Source organism: Specibacter cremeus (genome assembly GCF_003946885.1).
GTDB lineage: Bacteria > Actinomycetota > Actinomycetes > Actinomycetales > Micrococcaceae > Specibacter > Specibacter cremeus.
The window spans coordinates 1,164-16,350 of record NZ_RWKQ01000040.1; the positions used below are offsets into that span (position 1 = coordinate 1,164).

The window sequence follows — 15,187 nt, forward strand, 5'->3', positions numbered from 1 at the left end:
GGCTATCGTACGCCGAGGTAGTGCCAACGCGTCGAGGTCGCGGGACATATCCCGCTACCTCGACGCGTTCGTGCTACCTCGGCGAACGGGGCGGCGGACCTTCCGCGAAATAAGAGCCCACCGGGCCTATATTCGTGTGGTCAGTCCACATGTTCCGTGATTTGCCCTACAGTGGGACGCATGAGAATTGCGCTGTTCGCCACGTGCATCGTGGACGCCATGTATCCACGCACGGCCCGGGCCACGGTGGCCATCCTGGAGCGGCTGGGCCACGAGGTGGTTTTCCCGGCCGGGCAGGCCTGCTGCGGCCAGATGCACGTGAACTCCGGCTACTTCAAGGAAGCGCTGCCCGTGGTCAAGAACCACGTGGAGGCGTTCGATATGGACGATTACGATGTCGCGGTCGCCCCTTCAGGGTCCTGCGTGGCCAGCGTGAAGCACCAGCACCAGATGATCGCCCGGCGCTGCGGCGACACCGCGCTGGAAGCCAGGGCCGGCGTCGTCGGCGCCAAGACCTACGAACTTTCGCAACTGCTCACCGACGTCCTGGGCGTCACCAACGCGGCGGCGCAGCTCGGCTCGCACTTCCCGCACACGGTGACCTACCACCCGAGCTGCCACGGCATGCGGCTGCTGCGCCTGGGGGACAGGCAGCGGACACTGCTGGCGACCGTGGGCGGGATCGAGCTGGTGGAACTGCCCGAGGCCGACCAGTGCTGCGGGTTCGGCGGCACGTTCTCCCTGAAGAACGCCGACGTCTCCAGCGCCATGCTGGCCGACAAGGCCGCGAACATCCGCGGCACCGGCGCGGAACTGTGCTCCGGCGGCGACGCGAGCTGCCTGCTGCACATCGGCGGCGGCCTCTCGCGGCAGGGCAGCACGGTGGGGACGCTGCACTTCGCGGAGATCCTGGCCAGCACCCTCGAACAGCCCGCCGAGATGGAAATGGCGGGCATGACGTGATGAGCGGCACCTTTCTGGGCATGCCCGTGTTCGGCACCGGCAACCTGAACGCAACCGAGCCGTTCCCGACGGCCGCGCACCGCGAGCTGGGCAATGCGCAACTGCGCGCGAACCTGGGCCACGCCACGCACACCATCCGCGACAAGCGCCTCAAAGTGGTCTCCGAACTGCCCGACTGGGAGGACCTGCGGAACGCCGGCAGCGCCATCAAGGAGAACGTCATGGCGCGGCTGCCGGAGCTGCTCGAGACGTTCGAGGCGAACTTCACGGCCCGCGGCGGCATCGTCCACTGGGCCCGCGACGCCCGGGAGGCCAACGAGATCGTCACGGCGCTCATCCGTGCGACCGGCGAGACCGAGGTGGTCAAGGTCAAGTCGATGGCCACCCAGGAGATCGGGCTGAACGAACACCTGGAGAGCCAAGGCATTGAGGCGTTCGAGACGGACCTGGCCGAGCTGATCGTCCAGCTGGACCGTGATAAGCCGAGCCACATCCTGGTCCCGGCCATCCACAAGAACCGCAGCCAGGTCCGCGACATCTTCCTGCGCGAGATGCCCGGCGTCGACCCGGCCCTGACCAACGAGCCGGCCCGGCTGGCCGAGGCCGCCCGCAAGCACCTGCGCCGCAAGTTCCTGTCCGCCAAGGTGGCGGTCTCCGGGGCGAATTTCGGCCTGGCCGACACGGGCACGCTGGCCGTGGTCGAGTCCGAGGGCAACGGGCGCATGTGCCTGACGCTGCCGGAGACGCTCATCACCGTCATGGGCATCGAGAAGCTGCTGCCCACCTTCACCGACCTGGAGGTGTTCATGCAGCTGCTGCCGCGCTCCTCCACGGGCGAGCGGATGAACCCGTACACGTCCCTGTGGACGGGCGTCACGCCGGACGACGGGCCGCAGAACGTGCACCTGGTCATGCTGGACAACGGCCGCACCGCCGCACTGGCCGATGGAATGGGCCGTTCCGCGCTGCACTGCATCCGCTGCTCCGCCTGCATGAACGTCTGCCCCGTGTACGAGCGCACCGGCGGGCACGCCTACGGGTCCACCTACCCCGGGCCCATCGGCGCGATCCTCTCGCCCCTGCTCACCGGCATCACGAGCGAGGAGAACGCATCGCTGCCGTACGCGTCCTCGCTGTGCGGCGCCTGCTTCGACGCGTGCCCGGTGAAAATCAACATCCCGGAGATCCTGGTGCACCTGCGCGGCGTCGACGTCGACTCGCGCCGCCGCGCCGTCAAGGTGCCCTCCGAGATGGACCTGATGATGAAGGGCGCCCAGTGGGCGTTCTCGTCCGGCAAGCACCTGGGCCTGCTGGAGAAGGGCCTGCCGCTGGGCCGGCTCGCGGCCGGGCGCGACAAGTTGATCAAGAAACTGCCCGGGCACCTGGCCGGCGGCTGGACGCAGAGCCGCGACATCCCGGCCCCGCCCTCCCAGTCGTTCCGGCACTGGTGGGCGGCCAATCGCGAGACGAAGGAGCAGGCATGAGCGCCCGCGACGACATCCTGGCCCGGATCGCCTCCGCGCTGCGCGACGCGCCCGTGGCGCCGGCCATCCCGCGCGACTACCGCCGGGCCACGGCGCTGACGGGCGAGCAGCGCCTGGCGCAGCTGGTGGACCGGCTGGAGGACTACAAGGCGAACGTGGCCGTGGTGCCCGCCGCGGCGGCCGCCGTGACGGTCGCCCAGTTGCTGGCCGGCGCGTCCTCGATCGTGGTGCCGGAGGGCCTGCCGTCGTCGTACCTCTCGGCCTTGGCGGACCTGACGGACGACGGCGGCGCGCCGGCCGTGCTGGTCGACTCGCCGGCGCGGCGCCTCACCGTCGCGCAGCTCGATGCCGTGGACGCGGTGGTGACCGCCGCGGCCGTGGCCGTGTCCGAGACGGGCACGATCATCCTGGACGGCAGCCCCGACCAGGGCCGGCGCATCATCTCGCTGGTGCCCGACCGGCACGTGTGCCTGCTGACCATGGACCAGGTCGTCGAAGTGCTGCCCGAGGCCATCGCCCTTTTGGACCCCACCCGGCCGCAGACCTGGATCAGCGGACCCAGCGCCACGTCCGACATCGAGCTGGAACGCGTTGAGGGTGTGCACGGGCCGCGGACCCTGGACGTCATCGTTCTCAGCTAGGAGCCCAACTGTGGTGTGCTTTAAGCACGGTGGATTCGAGGGTCAGGCATCGATGCCGTCCCGGAGGATTTGCGGCAGGAACCCCAGCCGGTCCAGCTCGCGCACCAGGAACGTGGTGAGCGGGCCGGGTGCGAGGAGCAACTGGTAGGAACGCTTGCCCGGCACGACCGGCTCCAGGAATCCCTCGTTGAGGAGCCGCCGGATGGCTTGGCTGCGTGTTGAGGGTGACCCTGGCAGATCCGCCGCCAGGTCGGCGGACTTCACTGTCCCCACTTCAGCCGAGGTGCGCAATGCTGCAGCCTCGGCGGCGGACAATAGGCCGCTGCGCCTGCATCGATCGATGGCGGGGAGCACGAGATTGCTGATGACGAAGTCGCGCTGGCCTAGGCGGCGGGTCTTTTGCAGGTCGTCGTGGAGGCCATTGATGACGTATTCGCACCAGCGGATGGTGGCCGCTGGCTCGAGGGAGTCCGCATCGGACAGGCGATCGTAGTAGAGCTGCCGGTTGGCGCCGAATACGGCCGTGGGATTCAGTGCCCGGTACACGGTCGTCGAGGTGAAATCCTGCTTGACGAGCATGGCATATGTCAGCAGGCGCGCTACGCGGCCGTTGCCGTTCGCAAAGGGGTGGATCCAGAGGAACCGGTGATGGGCGATGGCGGTGCGGGGCAGGTCAAGGTTCTTCGGCTCGGTCGCGTTGATGAATTCGACCAAGTCAGACATCTCGGCCGGAACCACGCTGGCCAATGGAGGCGTGTGCCCGGAATCCTGAATCTTGACCTCGGACGTCCGGTAGCTACCGGGAGTGGGGTCGCCCTCTCGAATCAGTCCTCCGACGGCGATCCTGTGGAGTTCCCGAATCATGACCTGCGTTATCGGCGCGCCGGGCACAACGTGGGTATCAATGAAGTCACTGGCAGCCTGCAACTGGGTCAATTCGCGGACGGAGTCGTCGAGTCGGGCACCTGCGCCGGCAGCCTTCATGTCGACGACGGCATCGAGGATCGTGGTTCGGTTCCCTTCGATGCGCGCACTTGCGATGCTCGTCAGGAGCTGAAACAGGGACTTCAGCTGGAGGAAGGTCTGTAGTTCAGCTGTGGGTCGGGCCATGTCGCCGCGAAGTCGTTCAAGGGCCATGATCGATTGAGCGAGGTCCGAGGTGAACGAGAACTCCGGGATTTGCATATCAGTCACGTCAGGATTTTACCATCGTACGATGTGGAATTAATCTCGGCATCCGATCTGCCTCATGAATTCAGGGTTCTTCCAAGGAATATGGTGACTCACATTTAATTCTCTGTATCCCGTGATCTGCTGCGGGCACGTCCGGCAACGGCTGGGTGGTGCCACGAAGATGGCGTCGCCGCGGCTACCGCCCGGCGCGCCGGCGTGGCAGCATGGCTGGCATGAAATCCTCGGAACTGCTTGCGGACGCGTTTGGCCGGATCGACTCGACCGTGCGGGAGGTCCTGGACGGGCTGGACGGGACTGCGCTGAACTGGCGCCCCGACCCGGCGGCGAACTCGATTGCCTGGCTGTTGTGGCACCTGGCCCGCATCCAGGACGAACAGGTGGCGCACGTGGCCGGCGTCGACTCGCGATGGCGTGCCGGCGGGTTCCATGAACGGTTCGGCTTTGACCTTGACCCCCACGGCACGGGCTACGGGCACTCGGCCGAGCAGGCCGCCGTCGTCCGCGTGGAGACGGCGGGCCTGCTCCTCGACTACCTTGGTGCGGTCCAAACCCAGAGCCTCGACTACGTGGCCGGGCTCGACGGTGCCGACTTCGACCGGATCGTGGACCGCCGCTGGACCCCGGCCGTCACGCTCGGCGTGCGGCTGGTCAGCGTCATCGACGACTGTGTCCAGCACGCCGGCCAGGCCGCCTATGTGAAGGGGCTGTTTGCCCGCGCCGCGGACCGGTGAGGGCCCCTTACATATTTCCGCGTTCCATCCTAGACTGGCCGGAACCCCCTGCCATCGCCACTAATGGCGCGCACCTCCGGGACCTCTGGGGTCACCCGGGTGCGGGCTCGGGGCCGCTTCTTAGGTGGAAAACGGCCGCGCCCACCCGGGCACGGCCGTCGTGCGAGGAAGGGAAAACCATGTCAGGAAACAAAGCCGTTGCCTACAAGGGACCGGGTCAGGTCGAGGTCATCGAGATCGACTACCCGACGTTCGAACTCAAGGACGGCCCGGGCGTCAATCCGGCCAACGTGGGGCGGAAGGTACCCCACGGCGTCATCCTCAAGACCGTGGCCACGAACATCTGCGGATCCGACCAACACATGGTGCGCGGGCGCACCACCGCTCCGACCGACCTGGTGCTCGGGCACGAGATCACCGGCGAAGTGGTGGAGGTGGGACCGGATGTGGAATTCATCAAGGTGGGCGACATCTGCTCGGTGCCGTTCAACATCTCCTGCGGCCGCTGCCGCAACTGCAAGGAGCGCAAGACCGGCATCTGCCTGAACGTCAACCCGGACCGTCCGGGCAGCGCCTACGGGTATGTCGACATGGGCGGGTGGGTCGGCGGCCAGGCCGAATACGTGCTGGTGCCGTACGCCGACTGGAACCTGCTGAAGTTCCCGGACCGCGACCAGGCGCTGGAGAAGATCATGGACCTGGCCATGCTCTCGGACATCTTCCCGACCGGCTTCCACGGCGCCGTCTCGGCCGGGGTCGGGGTCGGCTCCACCGTCTACGTGGCAGGGGCCGGACCCGTGGGCCTGGCCGCGGCGACGAGCGCGCACCTGCTGGGCGCCGCCGTCGTCATTGTCGGCGACATGAACGAGGACCGGCTCGCCCAGGCCCGCACGTTCGGCTGCGAGACCGTGGACCTGTCCAAGGGCGATCCGGGCGGGCAGATCGAGCAGTTGCTGGGCGTGCCCGAGGTCGACTGCGGCATCGACGCGGTCGGTTTCGAGGCGAAGGGCCACGGCGCCGATGCGAGCCACGAGGCGCCGGCCACGGTGCTGAACTCGCTCATGGACATCACGGCCGCCGGCGGCTCACTCGGCATCCCCGGCCTGTACGTCACGGGCGACCCCGGCGGCATCGACGCGGCCGCGCAGAAGGGCTCGCTGTCCCTGAGCCTGGGCACCGGCTGGGCGAAGTCGCTGGCGTTCACCACCGGCCAGTGCCCGGTGATGAAGTACAATCGCGCGCTCATGATGGCCATCCTGCACGACAAGACGCACATCGCCAGGAACGTCAACGCCCTGGCGATCGGTCTTGACGAGGCGCCGCAGGGCTACGCGGCCTTCGACGCGGGCGCGGCCACGAAGTACGTGCTGAACCCGAACGGCTACCTGAACTAGCCCCGGAATCTGTGACGCAGCAAGTGCTCAAAAACCGCGAAAAACGAGCACTTGCTGCGTCTCAGTTGGGTGGGGGTCAGGCGGCGAGGGGGTGGCGCAGCGGCCAGTCGGCGCCTTCGAGGATGACCTGCGCGCAGGCGCCGGAGACCGGGTTCAGCACGATCGGCGCGGCCAGGTTGACCGTGGTCTGCGCCGCCGGGTTCGCCACCACCAGCACGGTCGGCACGACCCCGGCGGCCAGGCCCACGGATTCCAGGACGGTTCGCGCCAGGCGCGGCGCATAGTCCGGCAGGTACACGGACGCGTCCAGCACGAACAGCCGCGCGGCCGTTTCGCCGGAGGACAACGTGAAGAGCCCGGCGGCTCCCGGCACGGGCTCCAACACGAACTCCGTGGCCGGTTCCAGCCCGGGCGGCGGGGCCGTGAATCGGACGACGCTCATCGGAGGAAGTCCATCAGCGTGTTCGGCAGCACCTTGGCCGAGACGGCCAGCGACGCCTGGTAGGCCAGCTGCTGCTTCTGCAGGTCCAGGATCGCCTGGCCCAGGTCGAGGTCCTCGATGCCGGAGCGCTGGTTCTCCAGCCGCGCCGCCGAGGCCGTGTTCGCGTCGGCGGCCCGCAGCAGCCGCGCATGCCGGGCGCCGATCTCGGTCCGCCCGTTGATCACGCTATTCAGGGCCGTGTCTATGGCCGACAGGTTCCCCGCCACGTCGCCTCCAGTTCGCAGGTCGGAAGAGAGCTTGGTCAACAACCCAAACACGGACGTGCCCGCGTCACCGAAGATCGCGGCGCCGTCACCGTCCACGCGAATGGTCGTGTCCGGCCCGACCCGCCGCTCCACGGTGCCGGCCGATCCGCTGTACACCGGCGGATTCCCGTCGACAAACGCCGCGGCCGCGTCCGAGTTCCCCGCGAAAATGTTCCGGCCCAGGTATTTCGTGTTGGCCTGCCCGAGCAAATCGGACCGGATCTGGTCCACCTCGATGGCGATCGCCTCACGCCCCGCCGGGTTGATGGCACCGTTCGCACCCTGGAGCGCCAGGTCCTTCACCTTCTGCATGAGCGTCGTTGCGGAGGCCAGGGCGCTGTCCGCCACGGACAGCCAAGCGTTGCCGTTGTCGATATTGCGTCCATACTGGTCGGTGGCGGCCTGCGCGGCGCGCACGGCCATCGAGTCGGCGGCCGCGCCCGGGTCGTCGGAGAGCTGCCCGATCTTCTTGAGGTCCTGCGCCGATTGCTGCAGCGCCGCCAGCCGGGCCGCGTTCTGCTGCAACCCGCGCTGGGCCGCGGCGTAGGCGGTCTCCATGGTCACGCGCATCAGCGGCCCACCCGCCCGGTCTGGTTGATCAGCGTGTCAAGCGCCTCGTCGACGGCCGTCATGACGCGGGCGGCCGCCTGGTACGCGTGCTGGAAGGCCAGCAGGTTCACGTTCTCCTCGTCGAGGTCCACGCCCGCGTTCGACCGTTGCGCCGCCACCGCGCTCGCGCTGACCGACCCGGCCAGCGTCGCCTGCTGCAACCCCGCCTTGATGGCCATCCCGGCCGTCATGACCGCGCCCTGCCACAGCTTGTCCGGCGAATCCGCGCCCGTGCCCAGCTGCGACACGGCGTCCGCCACGGACCCGTCCTTCCCGCCCGTGCCGGCGGCGATGCCGTCCGGACCGACGGGCACGACGGCGAGCCCCAGTGCCGCCGGCACGCCGGCTTGGAGGGAGAAAAAGTCGGTCGGGCCGCCGCCGGGGGTCACCCCGTTGTTCGCGGTGATGGCCCCGTTGACGGCGTTGGCCAGTTTGGCGGCCAGCGCGTTGTAGGCGGCGGCGGTCTGCGCGATGGCGCCGCCGTCGCCGGCGGGCGCCAGTACGGACAGGGCACCGGCCAGGCGGCCGCCGTCGAGCCCTGCGGCGACACCGGGGTGCCGCTCCCATTCCAGGGTGACCGGGGCGCCGTCGGCCATGCCGGCCGCGCCGGTGAGCTTGAGCGTGTTCGCCTGCTTGCCGGAGACCAGCGCATTGCCGCCCACAAGCACCTCCACGGTGCCATCGGGTGCGTCGCGCGCGGTGCCGCCGGCCAGGTCGGCCAGGTGTTCCGTCAGCGTGCCGCGCTGGTCGATCAGGTCATTGGCCGGCGTTCCGGCGGCCTGGGCGGCGCGGATTCGTTCGTTCAGGGTGGCGACGGCGGTGGCCGTGGCATTCACGTCGGCCACCATGGCGGCGGCCTGGTCGCGGGTCCGGGACCACTGCCCGTCCAGGGCGCGGTAGCCGCTCGCGATCGACTGCACCAGCCCGGTCGCCTTCTGCAGCAGGACGGACGACGGGCCCGCCTCGCCCGGATAGTTGTGGACTTCCTGCCACGCGCCCCAGAAGCCGTTCAGCTGGCTGGAGATGCCCGTGTCGCCTGGCTCGCCCAGCGTGTCCTGGATGCCGGACAACGCGTCGGCCCGCACCGAGGCGTAGCCGGCGGACGCGAACGCGGTATGGACGCGGCCGTCCAGGAACGTATCACCGAAACGTGTGACGCCCGTGACGCGCACACCCTGGCCCACCGGTGTGCCGGCGTCGTTCAGGGCGCCGCGGGCCGGCACGCCGGCCCCGGCCAGGTCCACCCGTTGACGGGTGTAGCCGGCCGTGTTGACGTTGGTCAGGTTCTGGCCCACGGTATTCAAGCCGGTCCGGGCCGCGTTCAGGCCGCTGAGCGCAGTGTTCAGGCCGCTAAAAGTACTCACTGGTGTCCTTGGCAGGTTGTCGGGGGCAGAGGAGCAGGTGACTCACACGCTTCGGTCAAGGAAGCGCGAGGCGCCCTCCTGGCTGGTGTGGCCGGTGTGGTCGTACGTGCCGGCTTCCGGAACCAGGGTGGCCAGCGTGTCCTGGGTGGAGCGCAGCCCGCCGCGCAGGAATTGCAGGTTCGTGTCCCGCAGGCCACCTGCCTCGGCCACCTGGGCCGTCAGGGCTCGGTGGTGGTCGATGAGGATCTCCTGCCACGGGCCCTCCGGCGCCGCGGCAGCCAACTCCGGCAGGCCGGCGTCGTCCGCCAATCCCCACGCCGTGGCGACCGCCGCCGCGGCGACAGAACGCTGCAGCGTCGCGTCCCGCAGGCGGAGGGTAACCTGCTCCACCTCCCGCGCCGCGTGGTCGAGCCAGCGCGTTTGCCCGGAGGTCAGGATCAGCGACTCCTCCTCCAGCTTGAAGATGAGCAGGTCCAGCATCTCCCGCTCGCGCCAGAGCAGATTGGTCAATTCCTGGGGTCCCATGGAGTTGTCCTTTCGGTGGGGCGGAAGGGAGGCTGTTTTCCACTATCGGCACTCGACGGCTCGGCGTTAGCGGGCAGCCGCCCAGCAGTTGTACTCGAAACGTTATGGAACTTTTCAGTAACACATGCGTGCGCCACGCTCGAATGGGCGCTTCTGCCCTTACAGTGGGGATCGTCTCATGCCGCACGTGGCCGGGGTCTCAACTGGGGGAGCCGGCCGCGTTGCTTTGCCAGTTTTGTTGAGGGGAATCTGGAGGGAATCTGGGGGTGGAACGTGATGAACGTGACCGGCTCGTGGTGGAAAATTTGCCGCTGGTGGGGTTTCTGGTCAATGAGTTGTGCCTGAGGGCAGACCATTTGTCGCGGGAGGATTTGGCGCAGGCGGGGGCCGAGGCGCTGATCCGGTGCGCGGAGTCGTTTGACGAGGGGCTGGGCGTGCCGTTCGGCGCCTATGCCCGCCGCCGGATCAAGGGGGCCTTCGCCGACGAATTGCGCCGGGACGACTGGGCGACGCGCGGGGCACGATCGCGGATGGGCGAGCTGGCCGGCATGCAGGAGGCGCTCACCGCGTCACTGGGCCGGACGCCGACCACCGGGGAGCTTGCCGCCGCGCTCGGGGTGGACCGGGCCTCCGTCGAGGCGTCGCGGCAGGACGCCGCGCGCAGCGTGACGCCGCTGACGGACACCATCGCCGAAATCGTGGCGGTGTCCGCGGGGTCCCCGGGCCTGCCCGAGGACCAGGTGGTGCGCGACGAGCACGACGCTTTCCTGACCCACGCGGTGGCCGCACTGCCGGAGAAGATGCGCTACATCGTCGAGGCGGTCTACTACGAGGACCGCAGCGTCAAGGAGCTGGCGGAAGAGCTCGGGTCGAGCCACTCCGCCGTCTCGCAGCAGCGGGCCGAGGCCATGCGGCTGCTGCGCGACGGGCTGGAACGGCACTACCTGGCGACGGCGGACGAGTCGACGCCGGCGCATGCCCGCATCTCGGCGACCCGGCGCGAGGAGTACCTGGCGGAGTTGGGTACCCGGACGCTCGGCGGGATCACGCGGACCCGGGCCGCCCTGGCCGTGCCGGCCGCCGGGTGATCGAGCCTGTCCCCTCGGTGATTGAGCCTGTCGAAATCAGGTGACGGGTCTCGACAGGCTCGACTCCCGGCCCAGGATCGACCCCCGGGGGCTCCTAACGGCGGGCGCCGGGGTGCCGACAGTGGCGGGTAAGCTGCCCACGGACGGGCGGCGACAGCGACACCCAACTCACGGAGGACTCAACCATGGGCATGCAAGTCAACACCAACCTCGCGGCAAACAACGCCTACCGCAACCTCAACAACACCCAGAATGCGCTGTCCAAGTCGATGGAGAAGCTCTCCAGCGGCCTGCGCATCAACCGTGCCGCGGACGACGCCGCCGGCCTGGCCATCTCGGAAGGCCTGAAGTCCCAGGTCAACGGCTACACCGTCGCGGCCCGCAACGCCCAGGACGGCATCTCCGTCGTGCAGACCGCTGAAGGCGCCCTCACCGAGGTCAACTCCATCCTGCAGCGCCTGCGTGACCTGGCCGTCCAGGCCGGTAACGACTCGAACAACACGGATTCCCGCGACGCCATCAAGAAGGAAGCCACCCAGCTGTCCTCCGAGCTGACGCGCATCTCCCAGACGACGAACTTCAACGGCACCAAGCTGCTCGACGGTTCGGCGAACCTGAACTTCCAGGTCGGTGCCGACGGCAACGCGGCGTCCACCATCAAGGTCGACCTGACCAAGGCCAACGTCGGTGGCATCGCCAGCGCCCTCACGGTCGGCGGCGCGTCCACCGGCACGACGTTCAACATCGCGGCATTCAACGCAGCGACCGGCGACCCGACCGGCCTGAACGCGGGAACGTACACGTTCAAGTCGGTCAAGGGCGGCGTCACGACCACCGTCGCCGTGACCACCGCCTCGAATGCCACGACGGCGGATGACTTCGCCGCCCAGCTGAACAAGGACGCCGGGTTCTCGGCCGGGTACACGGCCACCGTGGTGAAGAACGCGAACGGCACCGGCTCGGCCATCACCATCAGCGCCAACGACGGCGGCGCCGTGGACACGGTTGACCCGTCCGGCAGCGGCGTGTTCAATGCCGGCACCGCGGCCGCCCCGGGCGCCGGCCTGGACTTCAGCAGCAATGCCGGTGCACAGTCGGCCATCAACCAGATCGACACCCAGATCAAGGCCGTCTCCGCCGCGCGCGCCGACATCGGCGCCGTGCAGAACCGCATGGAGTCCGCCATCAACAGCCTGAACGTCGGCAAGGAAAACCTGACGGCGGCGTCGTCCCGCATCACGGACGTCGACATGGCCTCGGAGATGGTGAGCTTCACCCGCTCCAACATCCTCTCGCAGGCCGGCACGGCAATGCTGGCGCAGGCCAACCAGAGCAACCAGGGCGTCCTGAAGCTCCTCGGCTAAACCTGACACACCGGCCGGGGCGCAGGCCCCGGCAGCCGTGGCGGCCGCGCACCAGAGCGTGCGCGGCCGCCGCGGCGCCACACACGTACTGACGAGGGGAACCGCCACATGGGCATGGGCATCGACGGGATGGTTTCGGGCCTGGACACGACCTCCATCATCAACGCGCTCATCGCCGCGGAGGCCCGTCCGCAGACCTTGATGAAGAACGCGGTCACCACGGACTCCGCGCTCCTGACCGCCATGCAGGGGCTCAACACCAAGTTCGCGGCCCTCGCCACGCAGGCCGGCGCCATCGCCAAGACCGGCGGGCTGGACATGTACCAGGCCTCCTCGAGCTCCAGCGCCATCACCGTCTCGGCCTCCTCCGCCGCACGCACCACGAGCCTGGACCTCACCGTGGACCGGCTCGCGACGGCGCACGCGGTGGTCAGCGCGCCCCTCACCGCATCGCCCGGCACCACAATGACCTTCGTGCGCCCGGACGGCACCAACACCCAGGTGACGGCGGCCAGCACCAGCCTGGACGACATGGCGTACGCCATCAACCACTCCGCCGCCGGCATCTCCGCCGTCAAGGTCGCCGCCGGCCAGGACGGCACCGGCGCCACCGTGTACCGGCTCCAGCTCACCGCCAGCGACACCGGTGCGGCGCACCAGTTCACCGCCGTGTTCGGCAGCAAGGCGGAGTACGACGCCGGGACCGCGCCGACGCTGCTGGGTGCGGCCGGCGCGGCCACCCTGCGCACCGGCCAGGACGCCCAGGTCACCTTGTGGGCCGGCACCCCGGCGGCCACCAGCATCACGAGCGCGGGCAACACGTTCACGGCGATCGCCCCGGGCCTGGACATCACCGTCAACCAGGTCACGACAGACCCGGCCACCGTCACGGTCGCCAGGGATTCCGCCAAGGTCACGGCCACCGCAAAGGACCTGACCAGCAGCATCAACATCATCCTCGGCTCGATCTTCACCCAATCGACCGTGGCGACGTCCGGCAGCGGGGCCGGCGCCACCGTCACGGGCGGCCTCTTCACCGGCGACAGCACCACCACCACCGCCAAGAACGCGCTGTTCAACGCCGTGACCGCGCCCATCAACGGCAATTCCCCGGCCTCGATCGGCATCAACTCGACGAAGAACGGCGACTTCTCCTTCGACGCGGACGCCTTCGCCGCCGCCTACGCCAAGGACCCGGCCACCGTCCAGCAGACATTGCAGACCATCGCGGACCGCGTGTCCGCGGCCGCAACGTCCGTCTCCGACCCGACCGATGGCACGCTGTCGCAGCGCATCAAGGGCCAGCAGGCGGTCATCGACGACCTGAACGGCCAGATCCTCAACTGGGACGACCGGCTCGCCGCGCGCCGGTCCTCCCTCCAGGCCGTCTACACGAACCTTGAGGTCCAGCTGAGCAAGATGCAATCGCAGCAAAGCTGGCTGACCGCGCAGATCAACTCGTTCTCCTCCAGCGGAAGCAGTTCCAAGTGACCGTCCAACAGGCCCGTGCCCTGAACGCCTACCAGCGCGAGGCCGTCCTCTCCGCCTCCCCGGCCCGGTTGCTCACCCTGCTCTACGACCGGTTGCTGCTGGACCTGGCCCGCGCGGCGGAGGCCCAGGGTACCCAGGACTGGCCGGCCGCGCACGAGCTCCTGATCCACGCCCAGGACATCATCGCCGAACTGTCGGCCACGCTCGAGCCGGGCGCTTGGGACGGCGCGGACCACCTGGCGGGCCTGTACAGCTACGCCGGCACAGCGCTCATGAACGCCAACATCCACCGCGACCCGGCGCCCGTCCGCGACTGCATCTCGCTGCTGGAGCCGCTGCGCCAGGCCTGGCACGAGGCGGCGGCCACACCAGCTGACGGTGTTTCGGCGGCCAGTGTTTCGGAAGGCAGGGTGCCGGCATGAGCATCTGGCCGGACATCCTCGACACCTTGGAGGCGGAGGTGGCACTGGCCCGCACGCTGGCACGGGCCCAGGCCCACGCCGTCGCGCGCCAGACCGGCCCCGCCTGGGAGCCGTCGGCCGATCCGGGCCCGCTGCCCGCCGACCTGGCGGGCCGCGCGCGGCGGATCGCCGCCGCGCAGGTGGAGGCCGTCGCCTCGCTCCGGGAGGCCATGGGCGAGACCGCAGCCCGGCTGGGGCAGGCCGCACCGGCGCGCCGCGAGGCCCGATCCGTGTACCTGGACGTCATCGGCTGATCGGTCGCTCCTTTTCGGCCGCAACGACGGACGACGACGGCGGCCCGCCTTACGCGCCTCACGGCGTTGCCGATAGTGGGGGATGAGCACGGACCGCTCACTTCCAGGCCACGGATCGGCCCCCCTACTTCGGCGAGGAATTGCGCAGTGCTGGATTCTGTGGTCACCGTGGCGTTGACGAGCGCGCTCAACGGGCTGTCCGAACGGCAGCGCGCCATCGCGGACAATATCTCCAACGTCAACACCCCCGGGTACCGGGCCAAGCGGGTGCAGTTCGAGGACGCCCTGGCCGCATCGGTGCGTGCCGGCAGCGGCGCCGCGGCCGCGACCACCGGGCTGTCCATGGAGCCCACCCAGCTGAACGGGAACAACGTCAACCTGGACACCGAGACGCTCTCCAACATCGAGACGACGTTGCGGTACCAGTTCGCCGCGCAGGCCGTCAACGGCGAGTTCACCGCCATGCGCACCGTGTTGAAGGCCAACTGATGGCCGACGCAATCGGGATCGCCTCCACCGGCCTGACCCTGCACCGCAAGTGGCTCGACGCGGTCTCCGACAACCTGGCCAACGCGAACACGGCCACGCGGACCAGCGCCCAGGCGTTCCGCGCCCGCTACGTGCTGGCCGAGGCCGGCACGGGCACCTCGGGGGTGTACGTGGCCGGGGCCGCCTATGGGGACGCCACCGGCCGGCTGGTCCACGAACCGGACAACCCGCTGGCCGACGCGCAGGGGTACGTGCGCTACCCGGACATCGACCTCGCCTCCCAGATGGGGCAGCTGATCATGGCCCAGCGCGGCTACCAGGCCAACGCGGCCGTCGTCGACCGGGCCAAGACCATGTACGAGGCCGGATTGCAGATTGGAAAGTAACC

Annotated in this window: 17 protein-coding genes; 12 read left to right on the forward strand and 5 right to left on the reverse strand. The window is 69.1% G+C overall.

From position 1 onward, the window contains the following. Positions 1-180: 180 nt before the first annotated feature. From EJC77_RS14800 to EJC77_RS14810, 3 genes are read left to right on the forward strand one after another with little or no spacing between them, the layout of a single operon-like run. Positions 181-963 (forward strand): (Fe-S)-binding protein, encoded by a 783-nt coding sequence (locus tag EJC77_RS14800; RefSeq protein ID WP_125614201.1) that lies wholly within the window; start codon positions 181-183, stop codon positions 961-963. Then, entirely contained in the window at positions 963-2,447 is a 1,485-nt protein-coding gene (locus EJC77_RS14805; protein WP_125614204.1) for a LutB/LldF family L-lactate oxidation iron-sulfur protein, read from the forward strand. Before EJC77_RS14800 ends, EJC77_RS14805 begins: the two co-directional genes overlap by 1 nt. Beyond that, positions 2,444-3,088 (forward strand): LutC/YkgG family protein, encoded by a 645-nt coding sequence (locus EJC77_RS14810; protein WP_125614207.1) that lies wholly within the window; start codon positions 2,444-2,446, stop codon positions 3,086-3,088. The genes EJC77_RS14805 and EJC77_RS14810 overlap by 4 nt, the downstream gene beginning before the upstream one ends. Before the next feature lie 42 nt (positions 3,089-3,130). Here EJC77_RS14810 and EJC77_RS14815 read toward each other — a convergent pair whose 3' ends face one another. Then, positions 3,131-4,273: a Fic family protein gene (locus EJC77_RS14815; protein WP_205787383.1), complete on the reverse strand. Its 1,143-nt coding sequence runs from the start codon at positions 4,271-4,273 to the stop codon at positions 3,131-3,133. Between the two features lie 221 nt (positions 4,274-4,494). On the opposite strand from EJC77_RS14815, the gene EJC77_RS14820 reads away from it, so the two are divergent. Beyond that, positions 4,495-5,013, forward strand: a complete 519-nt coding sequence (locus tag EJC77_RS14820) for a mycothiol transferase (protein ID WP_125614213.1) — start codon at positions 4,495-4,497, stop codon at positions 5,011-5,013. A gap of 179 nt (positions 5,014-5,192) precedes the next feature. After that, positions 5,193-6,407: a formaldehyde dehydrogenase, glutathione-independent gene (fdhA, locus tag EJC77_RS14825; protein ID WP_125614216.1), complete on the forward strand. Its 1,215-nt coding sequence runs from the start codon at positions 5,193-5,195 to the stop codon at positions 6,405-6,407. 76 nt (positions 6,408-6,483) lie between these two features. Here the strand turns inward: fdhA and EJC77_RS14830 are convergent, their stop codons facing one another. Genes EJC77_RS14830 through EJC77_RS14845 form a run of 4 tightly spaced genes read right to left on the reverse strand, consistent with a single transcriptional unit; the run spans position 6,484 to position 9,652 of the window. Next, positions 6,484-6,849 carry a flagellar assembly protein FliW gene (locus EJC77_RS14830; protein WP_125614220.1) on the reverse strand — a complete coding sequence of 122 codons (366 nt, stop codon included), beginning with the start codon at positions 6,847-6,849 and terminating at the stop codon, positions 6,484-6,486. Continuing rightward, positions 6,846-7,724, reverse strand: coding sequence for a flagellar hook-associated protein FlgL (gene flgL, locus EJC77_RS14835; RefSeq protein ID WP_125614223.1), 879 nt, complete (start codon positions 7,722-7,724; stop codon positions 6,846-6,848). Before flgL ends, EJC77_RS14830 begins: the two co-directional genes overlap by 4 nt. After that, complete coding sequence (gene flgK / locus EJC77_RS14840; protein ID WP_125614226.1) at positions 7,724-9,127, reverse strand: flagellar hook-associated protein FlgK; 1,404 nt, start codon at positions 9,125-9,127, stop codon at positions 7,724-7,726. Before flgK ends, flgL begins: the two co-directional genes overlap by 1 nt. Positions 9,128-9,169: 42 nt before the next feature. Beyond that, a complete protein-coding gene (locus tag EJC77_RS14845; protein ID WP_125614230.1) occupies positions 9,170-9,652 on the reverse strand; it encodes a flagellar protein FlgN in 483 nt (160 codons plus the stop codon). Between the two features lie 266 nt (positions 9,653-9,918). Here EJC77_RS14845 and EJC77_RS14850 point away from each other — a divergent pair, with 266 nt between their 5' ends. The 7 genes from EJC77_RS14850 to EJC77_RS14880 all read left to right on the forward strand — a co-directional run bounded on the left by EJC77_RS14850 (position 9,919) and on the right by EJC77_RS14880 (position 15,185). After that, positions 9,919-10,740, forward strand: a complete 822-nt coding sequence (locus EJC77_RS14850) for a sigma-70 family RNA polymerase sigma factor (protein WP_125614233.1) — start codon at positions 9,919-9,921, stop codon at positions 10,738-10,740. Between the two features lie 185 nt (positions 10,741-10,925). After that, positions 10,926-12,104: a flagellin N-terminal helical domain-containing protein gene (locus tag EJC77_RS14855; protein WP_125614236.1), complete on the forward strand. Its 1,179-nt coding sequence runs from the start codon at positions 10,926-10,928 to the stop codon at positions 12,102-12,104. 108 nt (positions 12,105-12,212) lie between these two features. Continuing rightward, entirely contained in the window at positions 12,213-13,595 is a 1,383-nt protein-coding gene (fliD, locus tag EJC77_RS14860) for a flagellar filament capping protein FliD (protein WP_125614239.1), read from the forward strand. Further along, positions 13,592-14,017: a flagellar export chaperone FliS gene (fliS, locus tag EJC77_RS14865; protein ID WP_125614242.1), complete on the forward strand. Its 426-nt coding sequence runs from the start codon at positions 13,592-13,594 to the stop codon at positions 14,015-14,017. Before fliD ends, fliS begins: the two co-directional genes overlap by 4 nt. Further along, entirely contained in the window at positions 14,014-14,310 is a 297-nt protein-coding gene (locus EJC77_RS14870; protein ID WP_125614245.1) for a hypothetical protein, read from the forward strand. Before fliS ends, EJC77_RS14870 begins: the two co-directional genes overlap by 4 nt. Positions 14,311-14,457: 147 nt before the next feature. Then, the gene (locus EJC77_RS14875; RefSeq protein ID WP_125614248.1) at positions 14,458-14,799 is read left to right on the forward strand and encodes a flagellar basal body rod protein FlgB; all 342 of its coding nucleotides are present in this window, start codon (positions 14,458-14,460) and stop codon (positions 14,797-14,799) included. Next, positions 14,796-15,185, forward strand: coding sequence for a flagellar basal body rod protein FlgC (locus tag EJC77_RS14880; RefSeq protein ID WP_125614319.1), 390 nt, complete (start codon positions 14,796-14,798; stop codon positions 15,183-15,185). The genes EJC77_RS14875 and EJC77_RS14880 overlap by 4 nt, the downstream gene beginning before the upstream one ends. Positions 15,186-15,187 lie beyond the last annotated feature (2 nt).